Genomic DNA, 25,695 nt, shown 5'->3' on the forward strand with positions numbered 1-25,695 from the left:
ATGAATATCCAAGATATTCGCAAACTGTTTCCGATTCTTGACCAAGAAGTTAATGGTAAGCCACTTGTGTATTTGGATAGTTCCGCAACATCGCAAAAGCCTATCCAAGTGATTGAGGCTGTTGAAAAATATTATCGTGAAATCAATTCCAATGTCCATCGTGGTGTGCATACACTAGGTACAAGAGCAACAGATGCGTACGAAGGTGCGAGGGAAAAGGTTCGCAAGTTTATCAACGCAAAATCAACTCAAGAGATTATTTTTACAAGAGGAACAACGACTTCTATAAATACGGTTGCAGCTAGCTATGCTGCAGCAAATTTAAAGGAAGGCGATGAAATTGTTATTACCTATATGGAGCACCATAGTAATATTATCCCTTGGCAGCAGGTTGCCAAACGAACAGGCGCTCAATTAAAATATATTGACCTGCAAGAAGATGGCACCATTTCTCTAGATGATGTCAGGGCGCAGGTTACATCGAATACAAAAGTTGTTTCCGTTATGCAAGTTTCAAACGTACTCGGTTCGATTAACCCTGTAAAAGAAATTGCCAAAATTGCTCATGAAAATGGCGCTGTAATGGTGGTTGACGGAGCCCAAAGTGCACCGCATATGAAAATTGATGTTCAAGATTTAGACTGTGATTTTCTTGCTTTTTCCGGACATAAAATGTGCGCTCCAACGGGTATCGGCGTTCTTTATGGCAAAAAGGAGCTGCTTGAAAATATGGAGCCAATTGAATTTGGCGGTGAAATGATTGATTTTGTACATTTACAAGAATCAACATGGAAGGAACTGCCGTGGAAATTCGAGGGTGGTACCCCAATCATTGCCGGTGCTGTCGGCCTTGGAGCTGCTATCGACTTTTTAAATGAAGTTGGTTTAAATAATATTACTGAGTATGAACATAAGCTTGCTGCTTATGCATTAGATAAATTGTCTTCCGTTCCTGGTATTACAATTTATGGACCTCATGATCCAGCAAAACGTGCAGGCTTGGTTACGTTTAATATCGATGATGTTCATCCACACGATGTTGCAACTGTCCTCGATGCAGAAGGAATTGCCGTCCGTGCAGGACATCACTGTGCACAGCCGTTAATGAGATGGCTGAAAGCGACAGCGACAGCACGTGCCAGCTTTTACCTATATAATACGGAAGAAGATATTGATAAACTCGTTGAAGGGCTTGTCAAAACAAAGGAGTATTTCAGCGATGTCTTCTAATTTAGATTTAGACGCACTTTACCGAAGAGTTATTATGGACCATTATAAAAGGCCTCGTAACCGCGGGGTTTTAGAGGATGGCAGTCATACGATTAATATGAACAACCCAACCTGTGGCGATCGCATTCAATTAACCTTTAAGGTGGAAAATGGAATTGTGGAGGACGCAAGATTTGAGGGCGAAGGCTGTTCGATTTCCATGTCCTCTGCATCGATGATGACGCAGGCTATTAAAGGAAAAAAAGTCGAAGAGGCTTTAAAACTTTCAAAAATCTTTTCTGATATGATGCAGGGAAAAGAAGTAGATGATGATATTGATTTAGGTGATATTGAAGCACTTCAAGGTGTTTCAAAATTCCCTGCCAGAATCAAGTGTGCAACCTTAGCATGGAAGGCCATGGAAAAAGGTCTGAAGGAAGAGGAATAATAATATAACGGTAAGGAGTTCACACCTTACCTGTTTAAAAGGGAGGAAGACGACGATGGCTAAAAAAATGCCTGAAATCGGTGATTATAAATATGGTTTTGCCGATAAAGACGTTTCCATATTCCGGTCAAAACGTGGTTTAACACGTGAAATTGTTGAAGAGATTTCAAAAATGAAGAGTGAACCTCAGTGGATGCTTGATTTCCGCTTAAAATCACTTGAGCATTTTTATAATATGCCAATGCCACAATGGGGCGGGGACTTAAATTCATTAAACTTCGACGAAATCACTTACTATGTAAAACCATCTGAGAAATCGGAGAAGTCATGGGACGAAGTACCGGAAGAAATCAAAGCGACATTTGACAAGCTTGGTATTCCAGAAGCAGAACAAAAGTATCTTGCAGGGGTTTCTGCTCAATATGAGTCTGAGGTTGTTTACCATAACATGAAGGAAGATCTTGAAGAGCTAGGAATCGTATTTAAGGATACTGATTCAGCTCTTAAAGAAAATGAAGATATTTTCCGTGAGCACTGGGCGAAGGTTATTCCTCCAACTGATAATAAATTTGCTGCATTGAATTCCGCAGTTTGGTCAGGTGGTTCATTTATTTATGTACCGCCGGGTATTAAAGTGGATACACCATTGCAAGCCTATTTCCGGATTAACTCAGAAAATATGGGCCAATTTGAACGTACTTTAATTATTGTGGATGAAGGTGCAAGTGTACACTATGTAGAAGGATGTACAGCTCCTGTTTATACAACAAACTCCTTACACAGTGCGGTTGTTGAAATCATCGTTAAAAAGGGTGGATATTGCCGTTACACTACCATTCAAAACTGGGCTAACAATGTTTATAACCTTGTTACTAAGCGGACCGTATGCGAAGAAAATGCTACAATGGAATGGATTGATGGTAATATCGGTTCTAAATTAACAATGAAATATCCTGCGGTAATCCTTAAAGGTGAAGGTGCCCGTGGTTTAACTCTATCCATTGCGATTGCCGGCAAAGGTCAAGTCCAAGATACAGGCTCTAAGATGATTCATCTAGCACCAAATACATCTTCGACTATTGTATCTAAGTCCATTTCTAAGCATGGCGGAAAAACAAACTATCGTGGTTTGGTTCATTTCGGCCGGAAAGCTGATGGAGCCCGTGCTAACATTGAGTGTGATACGTTGATAATGGATAATTTATCGACATCCGATACGATTCCATACAATGAAGTGTTAAATAACAATATTTCACTTGAGCATGAAGCAAAAGTTTCGAAAGTATCTGAGGAACAGCTCTTCTACTTGATGAGCCGCGGAATTTCTGAACAAGAAGCAACTGAAATGATTGTTATGGGCTTCATTGAGCCATTTACAAAAGAATTACCAATGGAATACGCCGTTGAAATGAACAGATTGATCAAGTTCGAAATGGAAGGTTCTATCGGTTAATATGAAAAATCCGCTTGCTGACTTTGGCAGGCGGATTTTTGTGTATTAAGTAAAATTTTTTTTATAAAATAATGGGTGTAACAGGAAAAAAAGACGCCAAGGGAGGCTATGGGCGACAAAAGACAAACGGAGCCCGGAGAAAGTGCCGCCAAGGGTGGCTATAGGCGACAAAAGAAAAGTGGAGCTCGGAGAAAGTGTCGCCAAGGGTGGCTATAGGCGACAAAAGAAAAGTGGAGCCCGGAGAAAGTGTCGTCAAGGAAGGCTATAGGCGACAAAAGACAAGCGGAGCCCGGAGAAAGTGTCGCCAAGGAAAGCTATAGGCGACAAAAGACAAGCGGAGCCCGGAAAAAGTGTCGCCAAGGAAAGCAATAGGCGACAAAAGACAAGTGGAGCCCGGAAAAAGTGTCGCCAAGGAAAGCAATAGGCGACAAAAGACAAGTGGAGCTCGGAGAAAGTGTCGCCAAGGAAAGCTATAGGCGACGATAATAAGAATAAAGTCTACAAAACTGTCCCCAATAAATCTATTGGTAAAAACCTCATTTAAGAATAACAAAATTTTTTCAAAATATTTTTGTCTAGGGAATAAAAAAGAGCCTATTTAGACCGTTAATAAAAAATAATTATATTTTTAGCTCATAATAAGTCCACTTTCCATAACCGCGAACCTCGAGATTTCTACTTAAAATTCTACTAATTCTCCTTTTACATTCAATCATCCGACACCAATCTTGAATGACATTTGCTGTAATATTCATTTGAGGAAAAAGAATCTTAATTTCTCCCACACACCGCATAACCATTTGTTCAATTCCTTCACTAAACCCGCACAAAGAACAAATAATCTTATTTCCTATAAGGGAAATTGAAAATGAGTCACATCTTCGGCAGGTTGGTCCCTTTTTTAACATTTCATAACGATAATTCGGCAATACCTTATAAGGAGACTCATTTAAATGAGACGATAAAACCTGATCAGCAAATTTGGTATGTTTAATTGTTAATTTTGACTGTTTTCTATTAAATTTTTCCATAAACAGACCAAGTTGTGTTGGGTAGATAATTGGTTTGTTGATTGGGGACTGATATAAAGTAAAGTTGGGGTTCATAAAAATAAGATGCGGTTCAATTGGTAAATAACATCCGATACTTTGAAGAAACTGGCGAAGTAATGTTTCATTCCGTTCCAGTTGATGCAAGGGATTTTTTATATCATTTCCAGATAACATATAAAACTTGCCGGATTCATATTTAAAATTGCCTTCAAAATTTTTTACTTCAAAAAGGTCAATCGAATCTTGAGAAAAGATGACGGAATCACTTTGAAACGTTGTATTGTTCTGCATGAGTAATAGATCATTGATGATCAGCCTTTCTCCTATAAGATTCTCCATTAACCTGTCAAACATCATCTCTCCTTCATAACCTTTTTCCAAGTTGTGATAATATTTTATCTCTTGATCTGATAATTTCATTCTTGCATTTAAAATTCGATATATTTTTAATTTATCTGGTTCAAAACGCGGTTTGATCGGCAAAATTGCCATTCTCACAACCTACCTCCTTTTCACCTCTATTTTACAAAAAACGAATGGACACTAAATAGTAATTAAATGAACATTTTGTTAAAAATGAAAGCTTCAGCCTCGAAAAATTCAAAACCACACAAAAAATTAGGTTATGCTATTATTATAAACGGAGGTGATGTGGATTGATTTACATCGGTGTTACAGGCTGGGGCGATCAAGACAGCCTTTATCAGGGGCAAATATCACCAAGGGATAAACTAAAAGAATATGCGGGGCATTTTCCGATTGTTGAGGTTGACTCGGCTTTCTATGCCATCCAGCCACAGCGAAATGCCGAGAAGTGGGTCAATGATACACCGGAATCCTTTCAATTTATAGTAAAAGCTTACCAAGGGATGACCGGACATTTGCGTGGCGAAATTCCCTTTCAAAATAAGCAGGAAATGTTCTCGGCTTTCAAAGATTCCCTTGAACCATACATAAACAAAAATAAATTGGCGATGGTCCTATTTCAATTCCCACCATGGTTTCATTGTACACGTGAAAATGTTGAATATTTAAGATGGTGTAAAAATGAAATGGGTGAAATCCCTTGTGCACTAGAATTTAGACATCAATCGTGGTTCGCGCCGCAATACCGAATCAAGACACTTGATTTTATGAAAAATGAAGAATGGATTCATAGCATTTGTGATGAACCGCAATCCGGTGAGGGGTCGATTCCAACCGTTTTAGAAACCCTTGATTCTGAACAGGTCTTAGTCCGCTTGCATGGCCGAAATGTTCACGGCTGGCAAAAACGGAATGCCGATAATTGGCGTGAGGTCCGATACCTTTACCGCTATAATCAGCAGGAACTTGAGGAATGGGCTGCTAACCTAAAAAAATTAGAAACTGAATCCAAGGACGTTTACGTTCTCTTTAATAATAATTCAGGCGGAGACGCGGCGGATAATGCGAAAGAAATGATTGACCTGTTAGAAATAGAATATGAAGGTCTTGCCCCAAGGCAATTGGATTTATTTTAAAGAAGGAGAATACAGAAATGGAATGGGTTATTTTACTGGTTGTCGGACTTTTAGCCAGTTCTTTAGGTTCGCTAATCGGTCTTGGCGGGGGAATTATTGTCGTTCCAGCGCTTCTCTATTTTGGTGGATTATCGTGGTTCGGCCATGTTTCACCTCAAGTAGCAGTTGGGACTTCCTTGTTTACAATGATTTTTACCGGTTTATCTTCAACCCTTGCGTATATGAAACGGAAAACCGTTGATTATAAAAGTGGTCTTATTTTTTTGATTGGAAGCGGGCCCGGAAGTATCTTAGGTGCATGGGTTACTGAAAAATTGAATTTGCACTCATTTAGTATCTTTTTTGGAATCTTTATTATTTTCGTATCCATTGTTTTATTGTTAAAGGATAAGTTAAAGCCGATTCCCTACCGTAAAGATAAGGGGATTGTACGCACCTTTAGAGATAATGAAGGCAAAAGCTATGAATATGGATTCAATCCTTTTGTCGGGATTCTAATCGCTTTTATAGTTGGATTTTTGTCAGGAATCTTTGGTGTGGGCGGAGGTTCATTAATGGTTCCGACCATGATATTAGTGTTTTTCTTTCCGCCGCATGTTGCGGTGGCAACTTCAATGTTTATGATTTTACCAACATCTATCCTCAGTTCGATTACCCATGTGGTTTTAGGAAATGTGAATTGGCTTTATGCTTTAGCATTAATTCCAGGTGCGTGGATCGGGGCTAAGGTAGGGGTTTATTTAAATTCAAAGCTTAAAAGCAAAACGATTGTTTTGATTTTACGAACGATATTAGTGATTGTTGGGCTTCAACTTATTTATGAAGGAATTATAGGATAAGGAAGAGAACTTAGAATGGAAATCATTCAGATTTATCATACAAATGATATTCATAGCCATTTAGAGCATTGGCCGCGAATTGAGAAATTTTTATTAACCCAAAAGGAACTTGACCAAAAGCAAGGAGATGAAGTTTTCCTTTTTGATATTGGTGATTTCATCGACCGCTGGCATCCATTATCAGAGGGAACAAAAGGAAGAGGAAATATTGAACTGTTAAATGGTTGCGGCTATGATGCTGTAACGATTGGTAATAATGAAGGGATTAACCTGCCTTTTTATGATTTGGATCATTTATATGATGATGCACAATTTGATGTGTTGCTGGCGAATTTATATAAAGAGGGAAATACGCCTCCTGATTGGGTACAACCCTATAAAATTTATCAAACTAAAAAGGGGACCCGAATTGGAGTAATTGGTTTAACTGCACCGTTTACCCATCTTTATCAATTGCTTGGCTGGGAACTTTCTGATCCAATTGATGAGTTGAAGAAATGGATGAAAACGTTAAAGGAAAAAAGTGATATCATTCTTTTACTTTCCCATCTAGGTTTAAATGTAGATGAGCAGATAGCGGTAGATTTCCCTGAAATAGATGTTATTCTTGGAGGACATACCCACCATATTCTTCAAGAAGGAAAGCAAATAGGTGAAACCCTTCTTGCCGCTGCAGGAAAGTATGGAAACTATATTGGTCAGGTTACCCTAACATTACAGCCTGACAAAAAAATTGAAAACAAACAGGCGATTCTTTTTCCGTTTGAGACGCTTTCCAAAGTGAAAAATGAGCAAAGCAAGATTGATGAATTTTTTTCAACTGGCAAGGAGCTCTTAAAAGAAAAAATTACTTTTTTAAATGAACCTTTAGAGGCTAACCCCTTTGAAAAGACCAAGCTTTCTAGGATATTGTGCCAGGCACTCCGCGAATGGTGCAAGGCAGATTGCGCCTTTATTAATGCAGGATTACTATTAGGCCCGCTATCAGGAGAGGTTACTGCAAATGATTTGTTAGCCATTTGCCCCCACCCCATTAATCCTTGTAAGGTAGATCTAACCGGACGTGAATTGCAGGAGGTTCTCGAAAAAACGAAGGATCCCGATTGGCCGGAAAAGAAAATCCTGGGGCTTGGTTTTAGGGGAACAGTAATGGGAATGATCGTGTATGAGGGGGTCATCTTCCAAGAGGACACCATCTATATAAATAATGAGAAATTGGATTTTGGAAAAATTTACTCTTTGGCTCTTCCCGATATGTTTACGTTTGGACATTTCTTTGACGAAAATTTTAAAAGGAAACCCAAAAAATACTATCTCCCAGAATTCCTACGTGATTTATTGAAATGGAGATTACAATTGGATGCTTAGGGTACACACTCTTTTTCTGGCACTGTCATAAAGTGTAGAAGAAGGGAGTGTGGGAACTTGATTGATCTTTCACCAATTGAATTGAACGGCCATACTTTTTTAGCAGTAACTGTACTGCTACCAAAAACAACGTTGCTGTCAATCTCAAACGATAAGGGATATATTATGTGCGGTGCCTTAGATGTTGGTTTATTAAATGATCAATTAAAGGATCGTAAAATTGTTGCCGGCCGGGCAGTAGGAGTAAGAACCATCGACCAGCTCCTTAACGCCCCGCTGGAGTCGGTAACATTTGAGGCTGAGAGCTTAGGGATTTATAAAGGCATGATTGGCAGGGACGCCCTGCTGAAAATGATTTAAACAGCTTGTCTGATGGCAGGCTGTTTTTTATTATTGGGAATGGACGTATAGACGGAATCGATTTAAGAATAGTTTCGTTAAAAGCCCCGATAGGCGACAGTTAGAAGGAATTCCTGGTGGAGTTTGTCGCCAATGGGCTTGATAGGCGACAATTAGAAGGAATTCCTGTGGAGTTTGTCGCCAATAGGCTTGATAGGCGACAGTTAGAAGGAATTCCTACTGGAGTTTGTCGCCAATAGCCCCGATAGGCGACAATTAGAAGGAATTCCTGTGGAGTTTGTCGCCAATAGGCTTGATAGGCGACAGTTAGAAGGAATTCCTAGTGGAGTTTGTCGCCAATAGGCTTGATAGCGACAATTAGACTGAATTCCTGTGGAGTTTGTCACCAATAGGCTTGATAGCCGACAGTTAGAAGGAATTCCTGTGGAGTTTGTCGCCAATAGGCTTGAAAGGCGACAGTTAGAAGGAATTCCTACTGGAGTTTGTCGCCAATAGCCCCGATAGGCGACAATTAGAAGCAATTTTAGCTAGATTTTGTCGCCGATAGCCTCAAAAGCAACAACGACCTCTGATCCCATAAACACTTGTCTAATAGGGGCACTTCCCAAAATCCGTCCCTACCCAATCACCATCGCTTTTAGTGCTATGTCCACCAGTTCAAGCATACACATAGCTTGTAAGGGGGGATTTTTTTGGCAAAATTTCGTCCGCGATATAAGCGTAAGGGACCACTGCCTCTCCGCTATGTGATGCTGCTCTCATTTGTCTTTTTTCTCTTCTCTTCTGCACTTGGCTTATGGATGATCAACAAAGGGCTAGAACCAACATTAATGAGATATGCTGAGTCCCAGACCAGAAAAATAGCTGCATCTGTGATCAATAACGCCATCACGAAAAAAACAGTGGATGTTGGGGATGTGATTGGAATTGAACCTGGGACAAATGGAAACGCACAAAGCGCCTATTTGAAAACAGAATTAATTAACCAAAAATTATCGGAAATTACCAGTCAGATACAGAAAAATTTGTCGCGAGCGGAAAAGGGAGATGTCGATTCACTTGAACAATTAACAGATGTTGAAATCGAAAAAGAATCAACCGAAAAAACGGATGGGATTGTTTGGTATGTACCCTTAGGGCAGGCAACCAATCTTGCTCTATTTGGTAACTTGGGTCCAAAAATACCGGTAAGATTTCATGCTATTGGGGATGTGCGCCCGGATGTTAAAATTTCTACAGAGGCATTGGGAATTAACAATACATGGATTAAGGTGAACATCCACCTAGAGGTAGCCGTTCAAATTATTACACCATTTGCAACGAAAATTACCAAGCTCACTCAAAATATCCCCGCTGGAGGAAAACTAATCGAGGGTAAGGTTCCGCAATTCTATAACAGTGGAGGCGGTTTGATGCCATCCATTCAATTACCGGATTCAACAAACAGTAACAAAACCACTACCACTAAAGAAGAGAAAACTAAATCCAAAAAATAAAAGGACTGTCTTTTAGCGGACAGTCCTACCTTCTTTTTCTTATTTTAATTTTTTCCTGGCGTTCCCACATGGCTAAATGCGGGTATGGATCAAATGACCATTCGGTGAGTCCATTGTCTTTATACATCCCATAGTGTAAATGTGGAGGGAATTTACCGGATGTTCCTGGAGGCCCGTAACCAGAGCTTCCAACACTGCCAATGACCATTCCCGGTTCGACCACCTGACCAACGGATAAATCCTTTGCAAATCCATTTAAGTGAGCAAAATAATGATACGTATTATTTATGTCACGGATTCCAATTCGCCAGCCGCCAAATTTATTCCATCCCTTCATTTCTACAATCCCATACTTGGTTGCCCTGACAGGGACACCGTAACCGGCAAAAATGTCGGTACCTTCATGGATTCTTCGTCCACCCCAGCCTCGTGCATCGCCCCATGTACTGCGATAGCTGTGATTAGCACGAATCGGCATTGGAAATGCTTGGTCATCAAGGTTTAGTCTTCCAAAGTGACGGTAGACCTTAGCCTTTCCCGCAATGATTCCAACCGTTTTATCACGATGATAATAATTCCACAGGCCAATCTTAAGATTATCCTCATCCAAGCCATAATAAAGAAGGTAATGGGCAAATGTATATAAAACATCTTCATCATTTTTACTATCCGCTTTTCCATCTCCATCCCCGTCGACGCCCAATCCATTAAAAAGCTGAATTGTTGCAGGATTTTGGTCTGATGGGTTAGGGTTTGTAAGACCTGCCCATTTTTCAGGGCTGATATAAATCGCAATCACACTTTCTGCTTTCGGCAAGTCTCTACGGACTTGACGGATACTTCTTTCATATTGATCAATGGCAGCAAGGTAGTACCAAGGAATCTGTGTAATCGTTTCAACCTTTTTGTAAAGTTTCATTCTTTCCTGGTATACATCAGGTTCTTTCGCATGAGCATCCCTGACAGCAAATGTAGAGGAAAAGAATAAAAGGAAAGTTCCAATTATCAGAGCTGCCCGCACAGGAATCCTCCTTCCAATTAATGTACAACATTAGTTTATGATTCTTTAGCCATTTCATAATGGTTAATAAATGGTAATGATGTTTTTCGGTTGTAATGTTCACTAAGTGCCTCTTAGGCTTGTCCTTCGTTGCTCTGTATGTTAAAGTGACAACTGAGAGAACTCATTTATTATAAATATTTGTAGCTTAGGGGTGGAATGCGTGAGCACAAAAGAACCAAATTTAAGAAAGCCGGAATGGCTAAAAATAAAATTAAATACAAATGAGCATTATACTGGCTTAAAAAAAATGATGCGTGAAAAGAGCCTTCACACCGTTTGTGAAGAAGCGCGCTGCCCGAATATTCATGAATGCTGGGCAGAAAGAAGAACGGCTACCTTTATGATTCTTGGAGATGTTTGTACCCGGGCATGCCGCTTCTGTGCGGTTAAAACAGGTCTGCCAACTGAATTAGATTGGCAAGAGCCGGAAAGAGTAGCTGATTCAGTTCAGCTAATGAACTTAAAGCATGTCGTCGTAACAGCTGTAGCCAGGGATGACTTAAAGGACGGCGGTGCTGCAGTGTTTGCAGAAACCGTAAGGGCCATCCGTAGAAAAAATCCGTTTACCAGTATTGAAGTTCTGCCTTCAGATATGGGTGGTAAGGAAGAAAATTTAAGAATCTTGATGGATGCAAAGCCAGATATTTTAAATCACAATATCGAGACCACCAGACGTTTGACTCCAAGTGTAAGGGCAAGGGCTAAGTATGATCGCTCATTAGAATTTTTACGTCGTGCAAAAGAAATGTATCCGGAAATTCCAACCAAATCAAGCCTAATGATTGGTCTTGGGGAATCAAAGGAAGAAATTCTTGAAGTTATGGACGATTTAAGAGCAAACCAAGTAGATATTATGACCATTGGCCAATATTTACAGCCAACGAAAAAGCATTTAAAGGTTCAGAAATATTATAGCCCTCAGGAATTTGAAGAATTACGACAAATCGCCATGAGTAAAGGCTTCAGTCATTGCCAGGCAGGGCCGCTTGTCCGTTCATCCTACCATGCAGATGAACAAGTAAATGAAGCGGCAAAACATAAACAAGCTTTAGGTGAGCAAGAAATAAAAGAAGCATAAAAAAAGAGTTCAGTCGAATTAAACGGCTGAACTCTTTTTGTTATTTAATGCATTTTATGGTCATCAGAAGTTAAACCATTTTCATCTTCACTATCACTTAAGCGGTTTCCTTGTGGAGAGTCTTTCATTTGTCTGATAACATAGTTAATCGAATGTCTGGCGTTTTTGTTTCTTGCATCCATATGCGAAAGGTTTTCGACATCACGCATTAGAACTTTTTTATCAGTAACATATACATGGTAGTATCGTGGAACAACTGACATGGCTGTTCTTTTTACCTGATCCGCGGTTAAATTACGATCCTTGGAATCGGTTGTGTAGGCAACCAATACCTCCTGATCGGTTACCAATGTAGCGACATCATGGACATTCGGCAGGTCTGTACTATATTTACTAATAATATTTGCTAACTGCTCACGGTCAAGAGCAGTGTAATGAGTATTTGCCGTTTTATCATTCATGAGTGGACTTTTTTGATGGCGGACATACCCGAAATCATTACTCACATTTCGAACGCTCCGGCCAGCTCCCTCATTATAAAGCTCAGTCCTTTTATTGTTTACATTAATGGAATTTCCGCTTTCCTCGTAGACATCCCGGTTATTCATATCCTTCGAGCAGCCTGTTATGGTTGTAATCGTACATAACCCAAGGATGATCATCAACTTTTTCAAATTAAACACCTCCTTTTTTTAGAATTGCCAGAAGGAGGATTTTTTTTCTTAGTAATTCATGGTGAATCGGTTATAATGGGAAGTAGGATTGGCTGGTAAAATGAGGTGATAACATGATTGTAATGAACAATACGATTTATGAAATGGTCGAGGAATACCGTAATGGATATAACGAAGAAGCTTTTAAGGCAAGATATAGTGATATTTTATCCAGGTATGACTATGTTGTCGGAGATTGGGGCTATGGGCAGCTCCGTTTAAAAGGATTTTTTGATGACCAAAATCAAAAGGCGACGTTTGATACAAAAATAAGCACACTTAGCGAATATATATATGAATACTGTAATTTCGGATGTGCTTATTTCGTTTTGAAAAAAGTGAAAAAATAAGCAAAAGGACCCTCAAAAAAGGGCCCTTTTGCTTATTCATTCATGGAGTACGGAGGCTGGGCATCGGTATCTGGATCATCATGCGGTGGATGTGCCGGATCCATTCCCTGCCGCGGTAAATCTTCATGCAATGATTTGAATTCCCAGTTAAAAGCTGAATAACGGCGCTGTCCTTCTTTCCATGGAGTACTCTTATTCTGTACGGGATCATTTACTCGGAAAGTTGAGCCATAGGGTCCTTCTGGAAACTCTTGAGCGGTCAAATAATTTTCCCGCTTTTCCACTGTTGATATTTCTGTATATTTTTCCGCATCCTTTTTAGACATGTACCTCACTCCTTTTATCGTTAGTATGATAAAAGAAGTTCCTAAACATAATATCAATTTTTTGGTTAAACGATTTCAGAAAGGAAAGATCTTAATTCCTCTGCATCCTCTTCATTTAATTGAAAAGCGAATTCTAAATATCCTTCTTCTTCCAGGTCATCATGTCCAATAATGGCAAAACGGTTCCCTTGCATATCAAGGACAAGATGTTTACCATAATGACGACTTGTTTGGACAATCGCTAGATCAAAACGCTGGTTTTCACCCACAAAACTGACAAATCTCGTTCTTGTATTTTCTGTATCATCATATAAGAAAAATCGTTCATTCATAAAACGGTCTCCTTTATTCATAACTTTTTTCGACACTCCCCTAATCATATCAAATATATAGTAATAAAGGGAGTAATGTTTTTAATAATTAAAATGTCATGAAAAGACAAAAGGTGCCAAAATGTGGTATAATTGAACTAATCACGTATGTTGACTTTTGAGAGGAATGAATGGAATGGTCCGTTGTTACATTGAAAAAGCTAAACGTGTAATACAATGGGGAAAGCTCCTTTTACCTCTTGCGTCCATACGATATTATCCCCCTCAATTTAATTTGCGCAACCCAGTATTGGAAGGCGTTTCTGCTGCATTTAAAGCAAGGCATGATGTAGCGGTAGTTGTTTTTACCATAAAAAATTATAATGAATTGTCAGAAGCGGAGGGAAACTTTCATTCCTCTCCATTTATAAAAAAAATGAAACGAGTTTTTCAGAACTGTATTGAAAAAGAAATGGAAAAAAGTGATGTTATTGCCCTTCATGACTATTATGAAGATGGCATTACCTTAATGATTAAGGTGGACTATGAACGGCATAGCCTTTCGGAAATTGATGAACTTGTGAATAAAATTATCCAAGAAGTGGAACGTAATCTTCTCCAGGAAAATCCACCAGTCAGACCTGTTTTTGATGGCGGTTATATGTTCGTGGAGAAACATAATTTTTCGATTCAAAGCTCCATTGAAAGGGCTCATCGCCAAGCAATTGCAATGGCGGAACGAAAGATAGATGCAGAGTTGAATGAAATGATTTTTACGTTTAAGAAAATCATCTCTAAAAGAGAAATTTACCTATGGGCACAGCCGATTATTGATGTGGCAACAAGCGAAATTCACGCTTGGGAAATGCTGACACGTGGTCCTCAAGGGGTATTAGAGGATCCTTTTCCGCTTTTTTCTGTTGCCAGACAGACAGGAATGCTATATGACCTTGAAATGATTATTTTCGAAAAGATTTTTCAACAATTAAAGGCAACAAAAAGCAGGGAAAATATTTTTGTGAACTGTACGCCGCTGACGCTTGGAAATATCCGATTTCCTCGTGATATCAAACAGTTACTTGAACAATATAGAAGAATTTCCCCCAAACAAATTACGTTTGAAATAACTGAACATGATTCAATTGATGGGGTTGAAAACTTTTCCTATAATCTTAAGGTCTTACGGTTAATGGGATTTCGATTTGCTGTTGATGATACTGGAGCAGGTTATAATAGTTTAAATACGATTAGTGAAATCATGCCTGATATCATTAAAGTGGATCGTTCCGTGATTGAGAATATCCACAAAAGTCCTGTAAAGGAATCCATGTTGAAGGGATTATTACTCGTGGCACGAGAAGCAGGGTCGTTAGTGGTAGCCGAAGGTATCGAAAATGAAGAGGAAGCCTCTGTATTAACGCGTAATAAGGTTGATTTAGCCCAGGGATACTATTATGCTAGACCTACCGCACTTGTGAAAGGAATTGCAACATAAGAGAAGCGGAAACAAGGAGTGGACAATCATGTATTTTGTTGATAGGGAAAAAATTGAAGCCATTTTAGTTTTTTTTGAAAAGCAAATTAGCCTTTTTTTAAGCCAGAAAAATTGGTCATCGCCAATTGAAAAGGCTGCTCTCGAACGGTTGACGCAGATGATGCTCGAGTCCGTACTGGATGTCGGCAATTCGATGATTGATGGATTTATTATGCGTGACCCTGGCAGCTATGAAGATATTATTGAAATTCTTACAGACGAAAAGGTAATTTCTGCAGAAAACGGCAATCGTCTTAAGATTCTCATTCAATATCGAAAATCTCTTGTGCAAAATTATACGGAAATCAATCATGATGAACTGTTAAAACAATTTTTAGAGAACATCGAAGCATTACACCAATTTTCGGCCAATGTCCGAGAATACATTGTAAATGAACTGGGTCCCGTCTCAGCATTTAAAAATTAATTATAAGACCGTCATTCGCGGTCTTTTTCCTATTTAAGGAAGGAGTATCTAATGAAAAAATATCAAGGTTATTTAATTGATTTAGATGGTACGATGTACAAAGGAACAGAGCGAATCGAAGCGGCTGCCGACTTTGTCAAAAAACTAGCAAACAAAGGAATCCCTTATTTATTTGTAACCAATAATTCTTCACGAACCCCAGCGCAGGTTGCGGAAAAACTACGTGGATTTGATATTCCTGCAGAAGAACATCAAGTGTTTACAACTAGCATGGCAACGGCTAATTATATTTACAGTCAAAAGCCAGATGCTTCAGTTTATGTGATTGGTGAGGAAGGAATCCAAACGGCCATAAAAGAAAAAGGATTTCTAACTGCATCCGAGATTGCTGATTTTGTGGTGGTAGGAATTGATCGAGCAATTACCTATGAAAAATTAGCAGTTGCCTGCTTGGCTGTAAGGAATGGGGCTGTGTTTATTTCTACCAACGGCGATATTGCACTTCCGACAGAGCGAGGATTGCTGCCTGGGAATGGTTCATTGACCTCCGTCATTTCCGTATCAACCCAGACAAAGCCAATTTTTATTGGGAAGCCTGAATCGATTATTATGGAGCAGGCACTAAAGGTGTTGGGGACGGCCCAAGGCGAGACCTTAATGGTGGGGGATAACTATGATACAGACATCATTGCGGGAATGAGCGCCGGCATGGATACTTTGTTAGTACATACAGGCGTTACCACAAAAGAATTGCTCGCCGGATATGACCGCAAACCAACCTATGTGGTGGATACACTAGACCACTGGGAACCATAAAAAAGGATGGAAGAATTCCATCCTTTTTATTCTTTATCCTGTTCCTCTTTGCGTGCAGCCCGGTGTGCCAAACGGCTTGATGCAGCGGCAGCAATCGCACCGACAATATCATCAAGGAAGGTGTGGCATTCACCAGTTGATTTATCGTTTAAATGAGCAAGGATACCTGGTTTCTGCTTATCAATATAACCGTAATTTGTAAATCCAATTGAACCGTAAACATTCACAATTGATAACGCAATAATTTCATCCACACCATAAAGGCTTTCGTCACGTTTAATTATGTCCTGGAGCGGCTCCTCTAATAGGCCTTTTTCCCCCAGCTTATCGAGCTGAATCCCTGTTAAAATTGCGTTTTGAACCTCGCGCTTTGACAGTACCCGTTCTACGTTGGCAATACAGTCCTCCATTTGTAAATTTTCATGATACTTATTTTGGAGAAAATAAACTAAATCGGCAATATCCTGAATTTCAACGCCTCTTTCTTTAATCCATCTTCGAGCGGTTTCTTCAAGAATATCCATTTTTTTGTCTGCTGCCATACAATCACCTTTTCTATGAATTTTCACGATTGTTCTCTATATATTATTGATTTTTTCCTTAACATATGCACTTTTTTCAAAAATGAATAGAAAAACGGGAACCAACAAGTTTTTAAAGCCCCCTACATATATATAAAGGAAAAAGAGGTTTCGAAAGAGGTGGCGGCATGCTGCAGAAATTACTGGAGAACCAGTATGGAATAAAGGTTGAGGAATATCTAAAATTAGATTCTTATGACGCTTTGAGGGGAAATGGCTGGCTTTATTTAGTCTCTAAGCCCGGTGGCAAGGAGGAAACGGATATTTCAGAATTGGAGAAAATAGCCGTGCATCTTAGAAACTTTGGAGACCAGCATGTACCAGTTTTCCTTTCATCAAAAGACGGGAATTTGATCACAACCTGGGAGCAAAATAAATATTGTGTTCTCGCAAACAAGCAGACTGAAAAACCACAAAAAATTAAATTAGGCCGTAAATTGGCCAAATTCCATGAGCGCGGCCGAAATGTTCCGTTTCAAATTGAAAGAACTAGCAGGATTGGCCAGTGGAAGTCCCTATGGGAAAAGCGCCTGGAACAAATGGAGAAGGTATGGAATGGACAGTTGTTTCAAACACCGGAGGATGAATTTGAAAAAATGTTTATTGAATCCTTTCCCTACTATTTGGGGTTAACCGAAAATGCCATTCAATACTTAGTGGATACCGAAATTGACGATGAACCAATGGACTTTGATGCTGGGACTGTGTGTCACGAACGGTTTTCAAAAAATTCTTGGGGTAGAAATTATTATATTAAAAATCCATTTGATTGGGTATTTGACCATCGGAGCAGGGATCTTGCTGAATGGACCAGGGAGCGCTATTTCAGAAACAATCAAACATATGATCAGGAATTAAGACAGTTTTTCGAAGAATATCAAAGTATTGCTCCATTGTCTTCCTTTTCTTGGCGGCTTTTATATGCTCGTCTATTATTTCCATTACATTATTTTGAGTGTGTTGAAAATTATTATATTACTCGTTCTGAACAAGATAAAAAGCTTTTGGAGGAGAAATTAAGTAAAATCTTAAGGCAATCAACAGAGTATGAACAATTTCTTGCGGGCTTTTATCTATTATCAGGAGCTCCCATTAAAAGACTGAATCTTCCACTGCCTGAATGGCTTATGGTAAAATAATTTTAAAAGTGGGGTAAGAAAGGAAATACCAATGAAGCCATATATTTATATAACAAGGAAGCTGCCAGAAGAAGTAATAGCGCCGCTTCGGCAAAAATATGAAGTCAAAATGTGGGACCACGATGACGTTCCTGTGCCAATGGACATCTTACTAGCGGAAATCAAACAAGCAGATGCCCTATTAACCATGGTATCCGATACGATTGATGAAAAGGTACTAAATGAAGCGAATAACCTGAAAATAGTGGCCAATTGTGCTGTTGGGTATGACAATATAGACCTTATGGCGGCGGCTAAAAATAGGGTGATGATTTGTAATACCCCTGATGTTTTAACAGATACAACGGCAGATCTGACCTTTGCATTAGTAATGGCTGTTTCCCGCAGGGTGGTGGAGGCGGCTGAATTTATTAAAAAGGGACAATGGAAAAGCTGGAGTCCGTTTTTATTAGCAGGTCAGGATATTCATCATAAAACACTTGGAATAGTTGGGATGGGGAAAATCGGAGAAGCGGTTGCCAAACGTGCGTCCGGATTTGAGATGAACCTCCTCTACCATAATCGAACGAGGAAGCCGGAAATCGAACAGAAACTGGGCACTGTTTATTGTTCGTTTGAGGAACTCGTAAAAAAGGCTGATTTTGTCGTCTGTTTAGCACCACTAACCGACGAAACCCAAAATATGTTTACCCGGGAAGTTTTTCAGAAAATGAAGCATTCCGCCATTTTCGTTAACGCTTCAAGAGGACCCGTTGTCGATGAACAGGCCCTATATGAGGCACTTATTAAAGGAGAAATCGCCGGGGCTGGTTTGGATGTATTTGAAAAGGAACCGATTGACGACGGGCACCCATTACTTGGGCTTTCAAATGTTGTTGCTCTCCCGCATATCGGAAGCGCAAGTGTAGAAACAAGAACGGCGATGATCAATTTATGTATCGCTAATATTGAAGCGGTGTTAGAGGGGAAGCTCCCCTTAACAATGGTGAATAAGAATTAGAAGAGCTGTACGAATTCTAAATAAAAAGAGCGATTGCCGATAGGGCAATCGCTATTATTTTATTAGAATACTTGTTCAACTTCGACAATTCCAGGAACTTCTTCAAGAAGTGCTCTTTCAATGCCGGCTTTAAGCGTGATGGTAGAACTTGGGCAGCTGCCGCATGCACCTAATAAACGAAGCTTCACAATACCATCCTCAACATCAACTAATTCACAATCTCCGCCATCGCGAAGAAGAAATGGTCGTAATTTATCTAATACTTCTTGTACTTGTTCTTTCAATTCTAACTCTTCCATTCCCATCGACTCCTTTCCTAACTATATTATAAAGTGATTGACAGTAAAAATCCATTCCGAAGAAACTGGCAAAACACCCATTTAATCATTTTCATTCATTTTTAAGGAATAGATGTTGTAAAATAAAAGAAAAAAACAAGGATGAGTCAAAATGGAACATAATCAAGTAGAAATTATATTATACGGAGCAGAGCAGCTTTGCCCAAGCTGTGTAAATCTCCCCTCATCGAAAGAAACATTTGAATGGCTTGAGGCTGCTATTGCACGGAAATTTCCGGAACAGCCCTTTAAAATGACTTATGTAGATATTCATTTTCCGCCTGCAGAGCCTGAAAAGCAAAGTTTCGCTCAAAAAGTGATTGAAGAGGATATGTTTTATCCTGTGGTTGTCATCAAGGACAAAGTGGTCGGCGAAGGAAATCCGCGGTTAAAAACGATTTTTTCCGAGCTTGAAAAGTATGGATACAAAGCGGTTTAAACAAAAGAAGGGGATGATCCATTTATCTGGACATCCCCTTCTTTTCATGCCATTATCCATTATGATATTTGTACATCCATAAGATACCGGATTTGATCAGGCGCGCAACACGTCCTGTAATTGCTGAATTACCCATCATTCCAAATCCTTGTTTCTTCCCTAGGGATCCGAGTATGCCTTTTAATTTGATTGGAGGGAACGATGCTGGCGGTTCTTCACCATTCCAACGTTTTCTCAATACCTCCACAATTTGCTCTGCTTGCCCTTCCGCTAATTGTGCACTTGGTGCATGAGGAAGGCTTGCGCAGTCACCGAGGATATAAATATGCTCATCCGTTTTCAGGTTGTGTTGAGGAGTAAGGACCACTCTCCCCATATTATCTTTTTCCTCAGGAAAATCACGAACAATTTTATTTGCTTGAATTCCAGCTGTCCAAACGATGACATCACAATCAATCGGTTCATCATGGTTATATAATCTTGTTTCTTCCACCTTTGTTATATTGGAATTGTTGATAATTTCAACGTTATGCCTATTAAACCAATTTTCAACATATTTACTCAGGCGGTCAGGAAAGGATGATAGAATGTGCTTTCCCCTGTCAAACAACTTAATTTGAAGGTCATCTCGGCTTTCACTTAATTCACTGGCAAGCTCTACGCCGCTAAGACCAGCTCCGACAATGCTGACCACTGATCCGGGAGGAAGATTATTTAAAACAGAATAAGTTTCACGGGACTTTCCAATGCTTTGAATACTGTAAGTAAATTCATCTGCCCCAGGCACACCATGATACTTGTCCTCACAGCCAAGTCCTATAATTAAATCATCGTAGTTTATTGGTTCATCATCTTTTAAAAGAACCTTTTTTTCTTCTCTTGCGATTCCGGTAACTTCACCAAACTTTATCTTTAACCGAGGATGTTCAGGAAAACAAACACGAACCTCTTTATCGGAAATGGTTCCTGCTGCTAAAGCATAGTATTCGGTTTTAAGACAGTGGTATGGGACTCGGTCAACAAGTGTAATCGTTACGTCTTCCGGAAGATTATTCGGAAGGAGTTCACTAAGAATTTTCATTCCGCCGTATCCTCCGCCAAGAATTACCAGGTTTTTCATTTTAAAATTTCCCCTTTTTACAAAACAATTGTATTCCTATTTTTAATGTTCCTTTTTTTATCAATTTATTGCACGTAGAATATAGCAATAAATTGAAATCAAGGATTTAATGGTTTATGAAGTCAACAGTAATTTCACACAATTACGAGTATAGCTAAGAAATGACGAAATAACAACAATTTTCATGTATTCTTGACAAAATGAATGCACTTTGCTATTTGACGATATTTCTTAAAAAGAGTACGATTAGTAGGTATGAAGAGGTGAAACCATTGATTAAACCAATTATTGAATTTTGTATAAGCAACTTAGCAAATGGCGCACAGCGGGCGTTTGAAATATTAGAAAAAGATCCTAATTTGGATATTATCGAATATGGTTGTCTAGGGTATTGTGGAAAGTGTGCGATGACACTTTATGCACTTGTTAATGGGGAAGTAGTAAGTGGAAAAACTCCGGAAGATCTTGTAGATAATATTTATCAATACTTGGAAGAAAATCCAATGTTTTGAGAAAGGCAAAGCCTTGTTCAGCCCCGACAAGAAACCTTAGAGAGGCTAGGCAATGGAGCTAGATAATAAAGAAAGGAGCGTGAACCGCTCCTTTTTTTATTTTTTATCATATAATAGTTAGTATAGACGATTTGTTGTGCCAGTAATCTGAAGTGGATATACTATATTAAAAAGCTTAAAAAGGGGGAACTAGAATGAGTAATGAGGTTGTTATTTTAACCGAGGCAGCTGCCATGCAAATTAAAGATATGATGAAGCAAAATGAAGAAGAAGGAGCCCTTTTACGTGTGGGTGTCAAAGGCGGGGGCTGCAGCGGCTTATCTTATGGTATGGGATTTGATCATGAAGTAAAGGAAGATGATCTACATTTCGAACTGCATGGAATTCAAATCCTCGTCGATAAAGAAAGTGCTCCTATTTTGCAAGGAACAAAAATTGATTATAAACAATCGATGATGGGCGGCGGATTTACGATTGAAAATCCGAATGCTATTGCCTCGTGCGGTTGTGGATCTTCTTTCCGAACAGCAACGGCTGCAGGTTCACCTGAGGAATGTTAGGATTTAAAGGGAAAAGGCGTCCGCTTAACGGACGCCTTGTAAGACTATTGATTAAACATCGAAGAACTGTGTAATGGCTGAACCTTTGCTTTTGGGTCAATATATGATTTTGCGTTGTTAACGGCAGTGGGTGCCTCACCAAATCCACAGGCAATTAATTTCACTTTCCCATCATACGTGCAAATGTCCCCTGCAGCATAAATTCCCGGTACATTTGTTTCCATTTTAGAGTTGACTAAAATCGAATTCTTTTCAATTTGCAGGCCCCACTCTTTTATCGGTCCAAGAGATGACACAAAACCATAATTACAAATGACGGCGTCAACATTAATGGTAACCTTTTCTTCACCGTTCACACTTTCAAGAATAACTTGCTTAATTCCGGAATGGTCTCCAATTAATTCTGCAGGAACATAGGGAGTTTTTACATTAACCTTTGAATTGAATAAGTTTTTAACACTATGTTCATGGGCTCGAAATTTGTCTCTGCGGTGAACAATCGTCACTTTTTCTGCTATCGGTTCCAACATTAAGGCCCAATCCACTGCGGAATCTCCTCCGCCAAATACTACTACTTTTTGACCGGCAAATTTATTTAAATCTTCGATAAAATAATGGAGGTTTTTCCGTTCATACTGTGCAGCACTTTCTAGTTCTAAGCGGCGAGGCTGGAATGCACCGTTTCCTGCCGTAATTACCACAGTTTTTGAATAATGAACTTCAGCATTTGTTGTTAATTTAAAAATACCGTTTTCTAGCTTTTCTAACTTTTCAACAGATTGTTCAAGCACAACCACTGGATCAAATTTCGCCATTTGCTCTTTTAGGTTATTTACCAATTCTTGAGCACGAATTTTTGGAAAACCGGCAACATCATAGATATATTTTTCAGGGTATAGCGCTGACAATTGACCGCCAAGTTGTGGTAAGCTCTCAATGATTTTCACTGAAGCTTGTCGCATCCCTCCGTAAAACGCGGTAAATAAACCAACAGGACCTCCCCCGATAATGGTGAGATCGAATACCTTTTGATCATCTTGCACTATGAATCCCCCCCAGGTAGGTAGTAACAATCTCCATCCCAATCATACCATAAAAATATTAAATGCTCACTTGAATTGCAAGGAATATTCGCCCAATTGGCAATAGTGCATTATTTTTTACCTTAGTTGGATTACATGAATAGTAAATGTTCAAACTATAATTATGTTAAATAAATTAAAAAACCGCTTGAAAACTAGATGAAAATGGAATAAGATGAATTGTGTATATATTGTTACTATTATGTGACAATATCAGAACATTGTTTAATTAAGAGAGTTTATAAAAACAGGAATATTAATGTGCATCCTACTGTAATGAGAAGTAGCTGCTGTTTTCTTTGTACCTATTCGTGAAAAATATCACAAAGATTTCGCCTTGTAAACCTAAAGAAATCTGTCGATTGGCAAGCGCCAGAGGCGTAGTTGCGCTTTCGACAAATAAAAACAAAGAAATCAGTGGATGATAAGGCAAAAGGTTCATTAAATTAAAATAAAGGTGGAAGTGATTACTTTGAGAAAGCCAAAAATTGTTATTGTCGGGGCAGGATATGGCGGACTTATGACAACAGTTCGTTTGCAAAAATTATTAGGTGTGAATGAAGCGGAAATCGTGTTAATTAATAAAAATGATTATCACTACGAAACTACATGGTTACATGAAGCATCAGCAGGCACATTACACCATGATAAAGTGCGCTATGATATCCGCAATGTAGTGGATCGCAGTAAAGTTGAGTTTATTCAAGATACAGTTGTCGAAATCAATAAGGAAGAAAAGAAAGTAATTTTAGAAAATGATCAAGTCAATTATGATTACCTGGTTATTGCGCTTGGCGGAGAACCAGAAACATTTGGAATTAAAGGGTTAAAAGAATATGCATTTGGCATTACCAATGTCAATTCCTCTCGTCAATTACGGGAGCATATTGAGTACCAATTTGCTACGTACAATATGGAAGAAGAAAAGAATGATAATCGCTTATCTATTGTAGTTGGCGGTGCCGGATTTACGGGGATTGAATTCCTTGGCGAATTAACGAACCGTATTCCAGAGCTTTGCCAGGAATATGATGTGGATTTCCAAAAGGTTAGAATTACTTGCGTGGAGGCAGCCCCAACTGTTCTTCCAGGCTTTGATCCGGAATTAGTTAGCTACGCAGTTTCTCAACTAGAGCGGAGAGGCGTAGAGTTTTTAATCGGTACTGCGATTAAAGAAGCTACTCCTGAAGGGATTTTTGTCGGTAAAGGCGATGAGGAGCCTTATGAAATTAAGGCTGGAACTGTCGTTTGGGCTGCAGGTGTACGTGGAAATGCCATTATTGAAAAATCTGGTTTTGAGGCAATGCGAGGCCGCGTGAAAGTACAACCGGATCTTCGTGTTCCGGGATTTGATGATGTATTTATTATTGGTGACAGCTCACTTGTTATTAATGAAGAGATTAACCGTCCATATCCTCCGACTGCACAAATTGCCATGCAACAGGGTGAAGTAGTTGCTAAAAACATTGCAGCACTTGTTCGAAATAAAGCAGAGCTTGAAAACTTTACCTTTGATAATAAAGGTACTGTTTGTTCCCTCGGTGAAGATGATGCGATTGGTGTAGTATTTGGTAAAAAAGTGACTGGTTCAAAAGCAGCCTTCATGAAAAAAGTGGTTGATAACCGGGCCCTTTATATGATTGGCGGTACATCATTAGTACTGAAAAAAGGGAAGTTGAACTTCTTTTGATAAAATTTTTTAACAAAAGGGCAGAAGAATTCTGCCCTTTTTTCATATCATTTCATTTCATGGAATTGTGATTTAGGAGGTTCTCATGAGTAAACGCGGTAAGGTGTGGCTGGCCGTCTCAGGATTGGTAAAGTATGACGAGAAATGGCTTGTAGTTAAAAAAAGATACGGTGGTTTAAAAGGGCAATGGTCTTTGCCGGCAGGCTTTGTTAATGAAGGAGAAACAGCGGATGAAGCTGTTATTCGAGAGGTCAAAGAAGAAACGGGTATTGATTGCACAGTGAAAGGTTTAATTGGGCTAAGAACCGGTGTTATAAAAGAAGAAGTAAGTGACAATATGCTTATGTTTTTACTTGAGCCGAAGGACGGTGTTCAAATTATTCATCAAGACAGCGAACTTTATGAGGCGCGATTTATGGCACCTGAAGAGCTTCTGCATGAAAAGGAAGCCTCTATTCTTTTAAGCTACCTAATAAATCAAACGAATTCCTCTTTAATACCCTGTGAAGATGGTTTGAATCCGGGTAATCAGTTCGGATATACAGCATATAAAGTATTTTTGTAATTTTTAGAAAATTTAAGGAACCAATCGAAAATGAAAGAAAACTCCAGATGTATCCGTTTTCTTATGTTTATTTGCTTGTATTTCCTCCTTTTCTTTTTTTCATTTTCTTGATATATTATCAGAAAATTTAGTTAATAAATAAGGAGGATGAATAGTATGACTGTAAAAAATTTGGATACAAAAACATGTGATTATTGTTCTGGAAATGGTTATTTTCAACTTTTACTTGGCGGTTCTGAAACTTGTTCCTGCTGTGAGGGAACAGGGAAAAAGCAGGAGTAAATAAATATAGCTAATTGAATTATTCGCTTCTTCGAATCCTTC

29 protein-coding genes and 1 pseudogene are annotated in these 25,695 nt (G+C 39.1%); 21 read left to right on the forward strand and 9 right to left on the reverse strand.

Annotation, left to right across the window (positions count from 1 at the left end; all coding sequences use genetic code 11):
* From M028_RS0123590 to sufB, 3 genes are read left to right on the forward strand one after another with little or no spacing between them, the layout of a single operon-like run.
* Positions 1-1,230, forward strand: coding sequence for a cysteine desulfurase (locus M028_RS0123590; RefSeq protein WP_026576039.1), 1,230 nt, complete (start codon positions 1-3; stop codon positions 1,228-1,230).
* The gene (sufU, locus tag M028_RS0123595) at positions 1,220-1,657 is read left to right on the forward strand and encodes a Fe-S cluster assembly sulfur transfer protein SufU (protein WP_026576040.1); all 438 of its coding nucleotides are present in this window, start codon (positions 1,220-1,222) and stop codon (positions 1,655-1,657) included. The genes M028_RS0123590 and sufU overlap by 11 nt, the downstream gene beginning before the upstream one ends.
* Positions 1,658-1,712: 55 nt before the next feature.
* A complete protein-coding gene (sufB, locus tag M028_RS0123600) occupies positions 1,713-3,110 on the forward strand; it encodes a Fe-S cluster assembly protein SufB (protein WP_026576041.1) in 1,398 nt (465 codons plus the stop codon).
* A 620-nt stretch (positions 3,111-3,730) separates the two neighbouring features.
* Here the strand turns inward: sufB and M028_RS0123605 are convergent.
* Positions 3,731-4,654 (reverse strand): nuclease-related domain-containing protein, encoded by a 924-nt coding sequence (locus M028_RS0123605; protein ID WP_035424558.1) that lies wholly within the window; start codon positions 4,652-4,654, stop codon positions 3,731-3,733.
* A gap of 164 nt (positions 4,655-4,818) precedes the next feature.
* Here M028_RS0123605 and M028_RS0123610 point away from each other — a divergent pair, with 164 nt between their 5' ends.
* The 5 genes from M028_RS0123610 to yunB all read left to right on the forward strand — a co-directional run bounded on the left by M028_RS0123610 (position 4,819) and on the right by yunB (position 9,727).
* A complete protein-coding gene (locus M028_RS0123610) occupies positions 4,819-5,664 on the forward strand; it encodes a DUF72 domain-containing protein (RefSeq protein ID WP_026576043.1) in 846 nt (281 codons plus the stop codon).
* 17 nt (positions 5,665-5,681) lie between these two features.
* Positions 5,682-6,503: a sulfite exporter TauE/SafE family protein gene (locus tag M028_RS0123615; RefSeq protein WP_026576044.1), complete on the forward strand. Its 822-nt coding sequence runs from the start codon at positions 5,682-5,684 to the stop codon at positions 6,501-6,503.
* A 15-nt stretch (positions 6,504-6,518) separates the two neighbouring features.
* On the forward strand, positions 6,519-7,871 hold the full coding sequence (locus M028_RS0123620) for a bifunctional metallophosphatase/5'-nucleotidase (protein WP_026576045.1): 1,353 nt from the start codon (positions 6,519-6,521) through the stop codon (positions 7,869-7,871).
* A 57-nt stretch (positions 7,872-7,928) separates the two neighbouring features.
* Positions 7,929-8,231, forward strand: coding sequence for a YunC family protein (locus M028_RS0123625; RefSeq protein WP_026576046.1), 303 nt, complete (start codon positions 7,929-7,931; stop codon positions 8,229-8,231).
* Between the two features lie 692 nt (positions 8,232-8,923).
* A complete protein-coding gene (yunB, locus tag M028_RS0123630) occupies positions 8,924-9,727 on the forward strand; it encodes a sporulation protein YunB (protein ID WP_026576047.1) in 804 nt (267 codons plus the stop codon).
* Between the two features lie 25 nt (positions 9,728-9,752).
* On the opposite strand, the gene M028_RS0123635 is transcribed toward yunB, so the two are convergent.
* On the reverse strand, positions 9,753-10,748 hold the full coding sequence (locus M028_RS0123635; RefSeq protein WP_035424559.1) for a peptidoglycan DD-metalloendopeptidase family protein: 996 nt from the start codon (positions 10,746-10,748) through the stop codon (positions 9,753-9,755).
* A 202-nt stretch (positions 10,749-10,950) separates the two neighbouring features.
* Here M028_RS0123635 and lipA point away from each other — a divergent pair, with 202 nt between their 5' ends.
* On the forward strand, positions 10,951-11,868 hold the full coding sequence (lipA, locus tag M028_RS0123640) for a lipoyl synthase (protein WP_026576049.1): 918 nt from the start codon (positions 10,951-10,953) through the stop codon (positions 11,866-11,868).
* A 44-nt stretch (positions 11,869-11,912) separates the two neighbouring features.
* On the opposite strand, the gene M028_RS0123645 is transcribed toward lipA, so the two are convergent.
* A complete protein-coding gene (locus M028_RS0123645) occupies positions 11,913-12,542 on the reverse strand; it encodes a YhcN/YlaJ family sporulation lipoprotein (RefSeq protein ID WP_026576050.1) in 630 nt (209 codons plus the stop codon).
* A gap of 113 nt (positions 12,543-12,655) precedes the next feature.
* Here M028_RS0123645 and M028_RS0123650 point away from each other — a divergent pair, with 113 nt between their 5' ends.
* On the forward strand, positions 12,656-12,931 hold the full coding sequence (locus tag M028_RS0123650; protein WP_026576051.1) for a YutD family protein: 276 nt from the start codon (positions 12,656-12,658) through the stop codon (positions 12,929-12,931).
* 32 nt (positions 12,932-12,963) lie between these two features.
* On the opposite strand, the gene M028_RS0123655 is transcribed toward M028_RS0123650, so the two are convergent.
* A complete protein-coding gene (locus M028_RS0123655) occupies positions 12,964-13,257 on the reverse strand; it encodes a hypothetical protein (RefSeq protein ID WP_026576052.1) in 294 nt (97 codons plus the stop codon).
* Between the two features lie 65 nt (positions 13,258-13,322).
* Positions 13,323-13,589: a DUF3055 domain-containing protein gene (locus M028_RS0123660; RefSeq protein WP_026576053.1), complete on the reverse strand. Its 267-nt coding sequence runs from the start codon at positions 13,587-13,589 to the stop codon at positions 13,323-13,325.
* Between the two features lie 175 nt (positions 13,590-13,764).
* On the opposite strand from M028_RS0123660, the gene M028_RS0123665 reads away from it, so the two are divergent.
* Genes M028_RS0123665 through M028_RS0123675 form a run of 3 tightly spaced genes read left to right on the forward strand, consistent with a single transcriptional unit; the run spans position 13,765 to position 16,345 of the window.
* Positions 13,765-15,063 carry an EAL domain-containing protein gene (locus M028_RS0123665; protein ID WP_026576054.1) on the forward strand — a complete coding sequence of 433 codons (1,299 nt, stop codon included), beginning with the start codon at positions 13,765-13,767 and terminating at the stop codon, positions 15,061-15,063.
* 28 nt (positions 15,064-15,091) lie between these two features.
* Entirely contained in the window at positions 15,092-15,529 is a 438-nt protein-coding gene (locus M028_RS0123670; RefSeq protein ID WP_026576055.1) for a DUF86 domain-containing protein, read from the forward strand.
* Positions 15,530-15,580: 51 nt separating this feature from the next.
* Entirely contained in the window at positions 15,581-16,345 is a 765-nt protein-coding gene (locus M028_RS0123675) for a TIGR01457 family HAD-type hydrolase (RefSeq protein ID WP_026576056.1), read from the forward strand.
* 26 nt (positions 16,346-16,371) lie between these two features.
* Here the strand turns inward: M028_RS0123675 and M028_RS0123680 are convergent, their stop codons facing one another.
* Entirely contained in the window at positions 16,372-16,887 is a 516-nt protein-coding gene (locus M028_RS0123680; RefSeq protein ID WP_026576057.1) for a phosphatidylglycerophosphatase A family protein, read from the reverse strand.
* 167 nt (positions 16,888-17,054) lie between these two features.
* Between M028_RS0123680 and yutH the strand changes: the two genes are divergently transcribed.
* Positions 17,055-18,065, forward strand: a complete 1,011-nt coding sequence (yutH, locus tag M028_RS0123685) for a spore coat putative kinase YutH (protein ID WP_026576058.1) — start codon at positions 17,055-17,057, stop codon at positions 18,063-18,065.
* A gap of 31 nt (positions 18,066-18,096) precedes the next feature.
* The gene (locus tag M028_RS0123690; RefSeq protein ID WP_026576059.1) at positions 18,097-19,065 is read left to right on the forward strand and encodes a 2-hydroxyacid dehydrogenase; all 969 of its coding nucleotides are present in this window, start codon (positions 18,097-18,099) and stop codon (positions 19,063-19,065) included.
* Positions 19,066-19,127: 62 nt separating this feature from the next.
* Here M028_RS0123690 and M028_RS0123695 read toward each other — a convergent pair.
* A pseudogene (locus M028_RS0123695) lies at positions 19,128-19,419 on the reverse strand (NifU family protein).
* A 96-nt stretch (positions 19,420-19,515) separates the two neighbouring features.
* Here M028_RS0123695 and M028_RS0123700 point away from each other — a divergent pair.
* Positions 19,516-19,842 carry a YuzD family protein gene (locus tag M028_RS0123700; protein WP_026576061.1) on the forward strand — a complete coding sequence of 109 codons (327 nt, stop codon included), beginning with the start codon at positions 19,516-19,518 and terminating at the stop codon, positions 19,840-19,842.
* A gap of 52 nt (positions 19,843-19,894) precedes the next feature.
* On the opposite strand, the gene M028_RS0123705 is transcribed toward M028_RS0123700, so the two are convergent.
* Positions 19,895-20,962 carry an NAD(P)/FAD-dependent oxidoreductase gene (locus M028_RS0123705; protein WP_026576062.1) on the reverse strand — a complete coding sequence of 356 codons (1,068 nt, stop codon included), beginning with the start codon at positions 20,960-20,962 and terminating at the stop codon, positions 19,895-19,897.
* A 272-nt stretch (positions 20,963-21,234) separates the two neighbouring features.
* Here M028_RS0123705 and M028_RS0123710 point away from each other — a divergent pair, with 272 nt between their 5' ends.
* Both M028_RS0123710 and M028_RS0123715 read left to right on the forward strand, forming a co-directional pair.
* Entirely contained in the window at positions 21,235-21,474 is a 240-nt protein-coding gene (locus tag M028_RS0123710; RefSeq protein ID WP_026576063.1) for a YuzB family protein, read from the forward strand.
* 194 nt (positions 21,475-21,668) lie between these two features.
* Entirely contained in the window at positions 21,669-22,034 is a 366-nt protein-coding gene (locus tag M028_RS0123715) for a HesB/IscA family protein (protein WP_026576064.1), read from the forward strand.
* Between the two features lie 44 nt (positions 22,035-22,078).
* On the opposite strand, the gene M028_RS0123720 is transcribed toward M028_RS0123715, so the two are convergent.
* On the reverse strand, positions 22,079-23,077 hold the full coding sequence (locus M028_RS0123720) for an NAD(P)/FAD-dependent oxidoreductase (RefSeq protein WP_026576065.1): 999 nt from the start codon (positions 23,075-23,077) through the stop codon (positions 22,079-22,081).
* Between the two features lie 511 nt (positions 23,078-23,588).
* Between M028_RS0123720 and M028_RS0123725 the strand changes: the two genes are divergently transcribed.
* The 3 genes from M028_RS0123725 to M028_RS33450 all read left to right on the forward strand — a co-directional run bounded on the left by M028_RS0123725 (position 23,589) and on the right by M028_RS33450 (position 25,653).
* The gene (locus M028_RS0123725) at positions 23,589-24,806 is read left to right on the forward strand and encodes an NAD(P)/FAD-dependent oxidoreductase (protein WP_026576066.1); all 1,218 of its coding nucleotides are present in this window, start codon (positions 23,589-23,591) and stop codon (positions 24,804-24,806) included.
* Between the two features lie 85 nt (positions 24,807-24,891).
* On the forward strand, positions 24,892-25,371 hold the full coding sequence (locus M028_RS0123730; RefSeq protein ID WP_026576067.1) for an NUDIX domain-containing protein: 480 nt from the start codon (positions 24,892-24,894) through the stop codon (positions 25,369-25,371).
* Between the two features lie 156 nt (positions 25,372-25,527).
* The gene (locus M028_RS33450; RefSeq protein ID WP_372512730.1) at positions 25,528-25,653 is read left to right on the forward strand and encodes a YuiA family protein; all 126 of its coding nucleotides are present in this window, start codon (positions 25,528-25,530) and stop codon (positions 25,651-25,653) included.
* The last annotated feature ends 42 nt before the right edge of the window (positions 25,654-25,695 follow it).

The sequence above is a fragment of the Bacillus sp. UNC438CL73TsuS30 genome (assembly GCF_000482325.1).
Lineage (GTDB): Bacteria > Bacillota > Bacilli > Bacillales > Cytobacillaceae > Neobacillus.

Coding starts and splice junctions, on each gene's coding strand:
- M028_RS0123700 (WP_026576061.1), top strand. CDS start 19,516: ATGGAACATAATCAAGTAGAAATTATATTATACGGAGCAGAGCAGCTT.
- M028_RS0123655 (WP_026576052.1), bottom strand. CDS start 13,257: ATGTCTAAAAAGGATGCGGAAAAATATACAGAAATATCAACAGTGGAA.
- sufU (WP_026576040.1), top strand. CDS start 1,220: ATGTCTTCTAATTTAGATTTAGACGCACTTTACCGAAGAGTTATTATG.
- M028_RS0123730 (WP_026576067.1), top strand. CDS start 24,892: ATGAGTAAACGCGGTAAGGTGTGGCTGGCCGTCTCAGGATTGGTAAAG.
- M028_RS0123705 (WP_026576062.1), bottom strand. CDS start 20,962: ATGAAAAACCTGGTAATTCTTGGCGGAGGATACGGCGGAATGAAAATT.
- yutH (WP_026576058.1), top strand. CDS start 17,055: ATGCTGCAGAAATTACTGGAGAACCAGTATGGAATAAAGGTTGAGGAA.
- M028_RS0123615 (WP_026576044.1), top strand. CDS start 5,682: ATGGAATGGGTTATTTTACTGGTTGTCGGACTTTTAGCCAGTTCTTTA.
- M028_RS0123650 (WP_026576051.1), top strand. CDS start 12,656: ATGATTGTAATGAACAATACGATTTATGAAATGGTCGAGGAATACCGT.
- M028_RS33450 (WP_372512730.1), top strand. CDS start 25,528: ATGACTGTAAAAAATTTGGATACAAAAACATGTGATTATTGTTCTGGA.
- M028_RS0123665 (WP_026576054.1), top strand. CDS start 13,765: ATGGTCCGTTGTTACATTGAAAAAGCTAAACGTGTAATACAATGGGGA.
- M028_RS0123660 (WP_026576053.1), bottom strand. CDS start 13,589: ATGAATGAACGATTTTTCTTATATGATGATACAGAAAATACAAGAACG.
- M028_RS0123715 (WP_026576064.1), top strand. CDS start 21,669: ATGAGTAATGAGGTTGTTATTTTAACCGAGGCAGCTGCCATGCAAATT.
- M028_RS0123690 (WP_026576059.1), top strand. CDS start 18,097: ATGAAGCCATATATTTATATAACAAGGAAGCTGCCAGAAGAAGTAATA.
- M028_RS0123680 (WP_026576057.1), bottom strand. CDS start 16,887: ATGGCAGCAGACAAAAAAATGGATATTCTTGAAGAAACCGCTCGAAGA.
- sufB (WP_026576041.1), top strand. CDS start 1,713: ATGGCTAAAAAAATGCCTGAAATCGGTGATTATAAATATGGTTTTGCC.
- M028_RS0123675 (WP_026576056.1), top strand. CDS start 15,581: ATGAAAAAATATCAAGGTTATTTAATTGATTTAGATGGTACGATGTAC.
- M028_RS0123670 (WP_026576055.1), top strand. CDS start 15,092: ATGTATTTTGTTGATAGGGAAAAAATTGAAGCCATTTTAGTTTTTTTT.
- M028_RS0123605 (WP_035424558.1), bottom strand. CDS start 4,654: ATGGCAATTTTGCCGATCAAACCGCGTTTTGAACCAGATAAATTAAAA.
- M028_RS0123590 (WP_026576039.1), top strand. CDS start 1: ATGAATATCCAAGATATTCGCAAACTGTTTCCGATTCTTGACCAAGAA.
- M028_RS0123620 (WP_026576045.1), top strand. CDS start 6,519: ATGGAAATCATTCAGATTTATCATACAAATGATATTCATAGCCATTTA.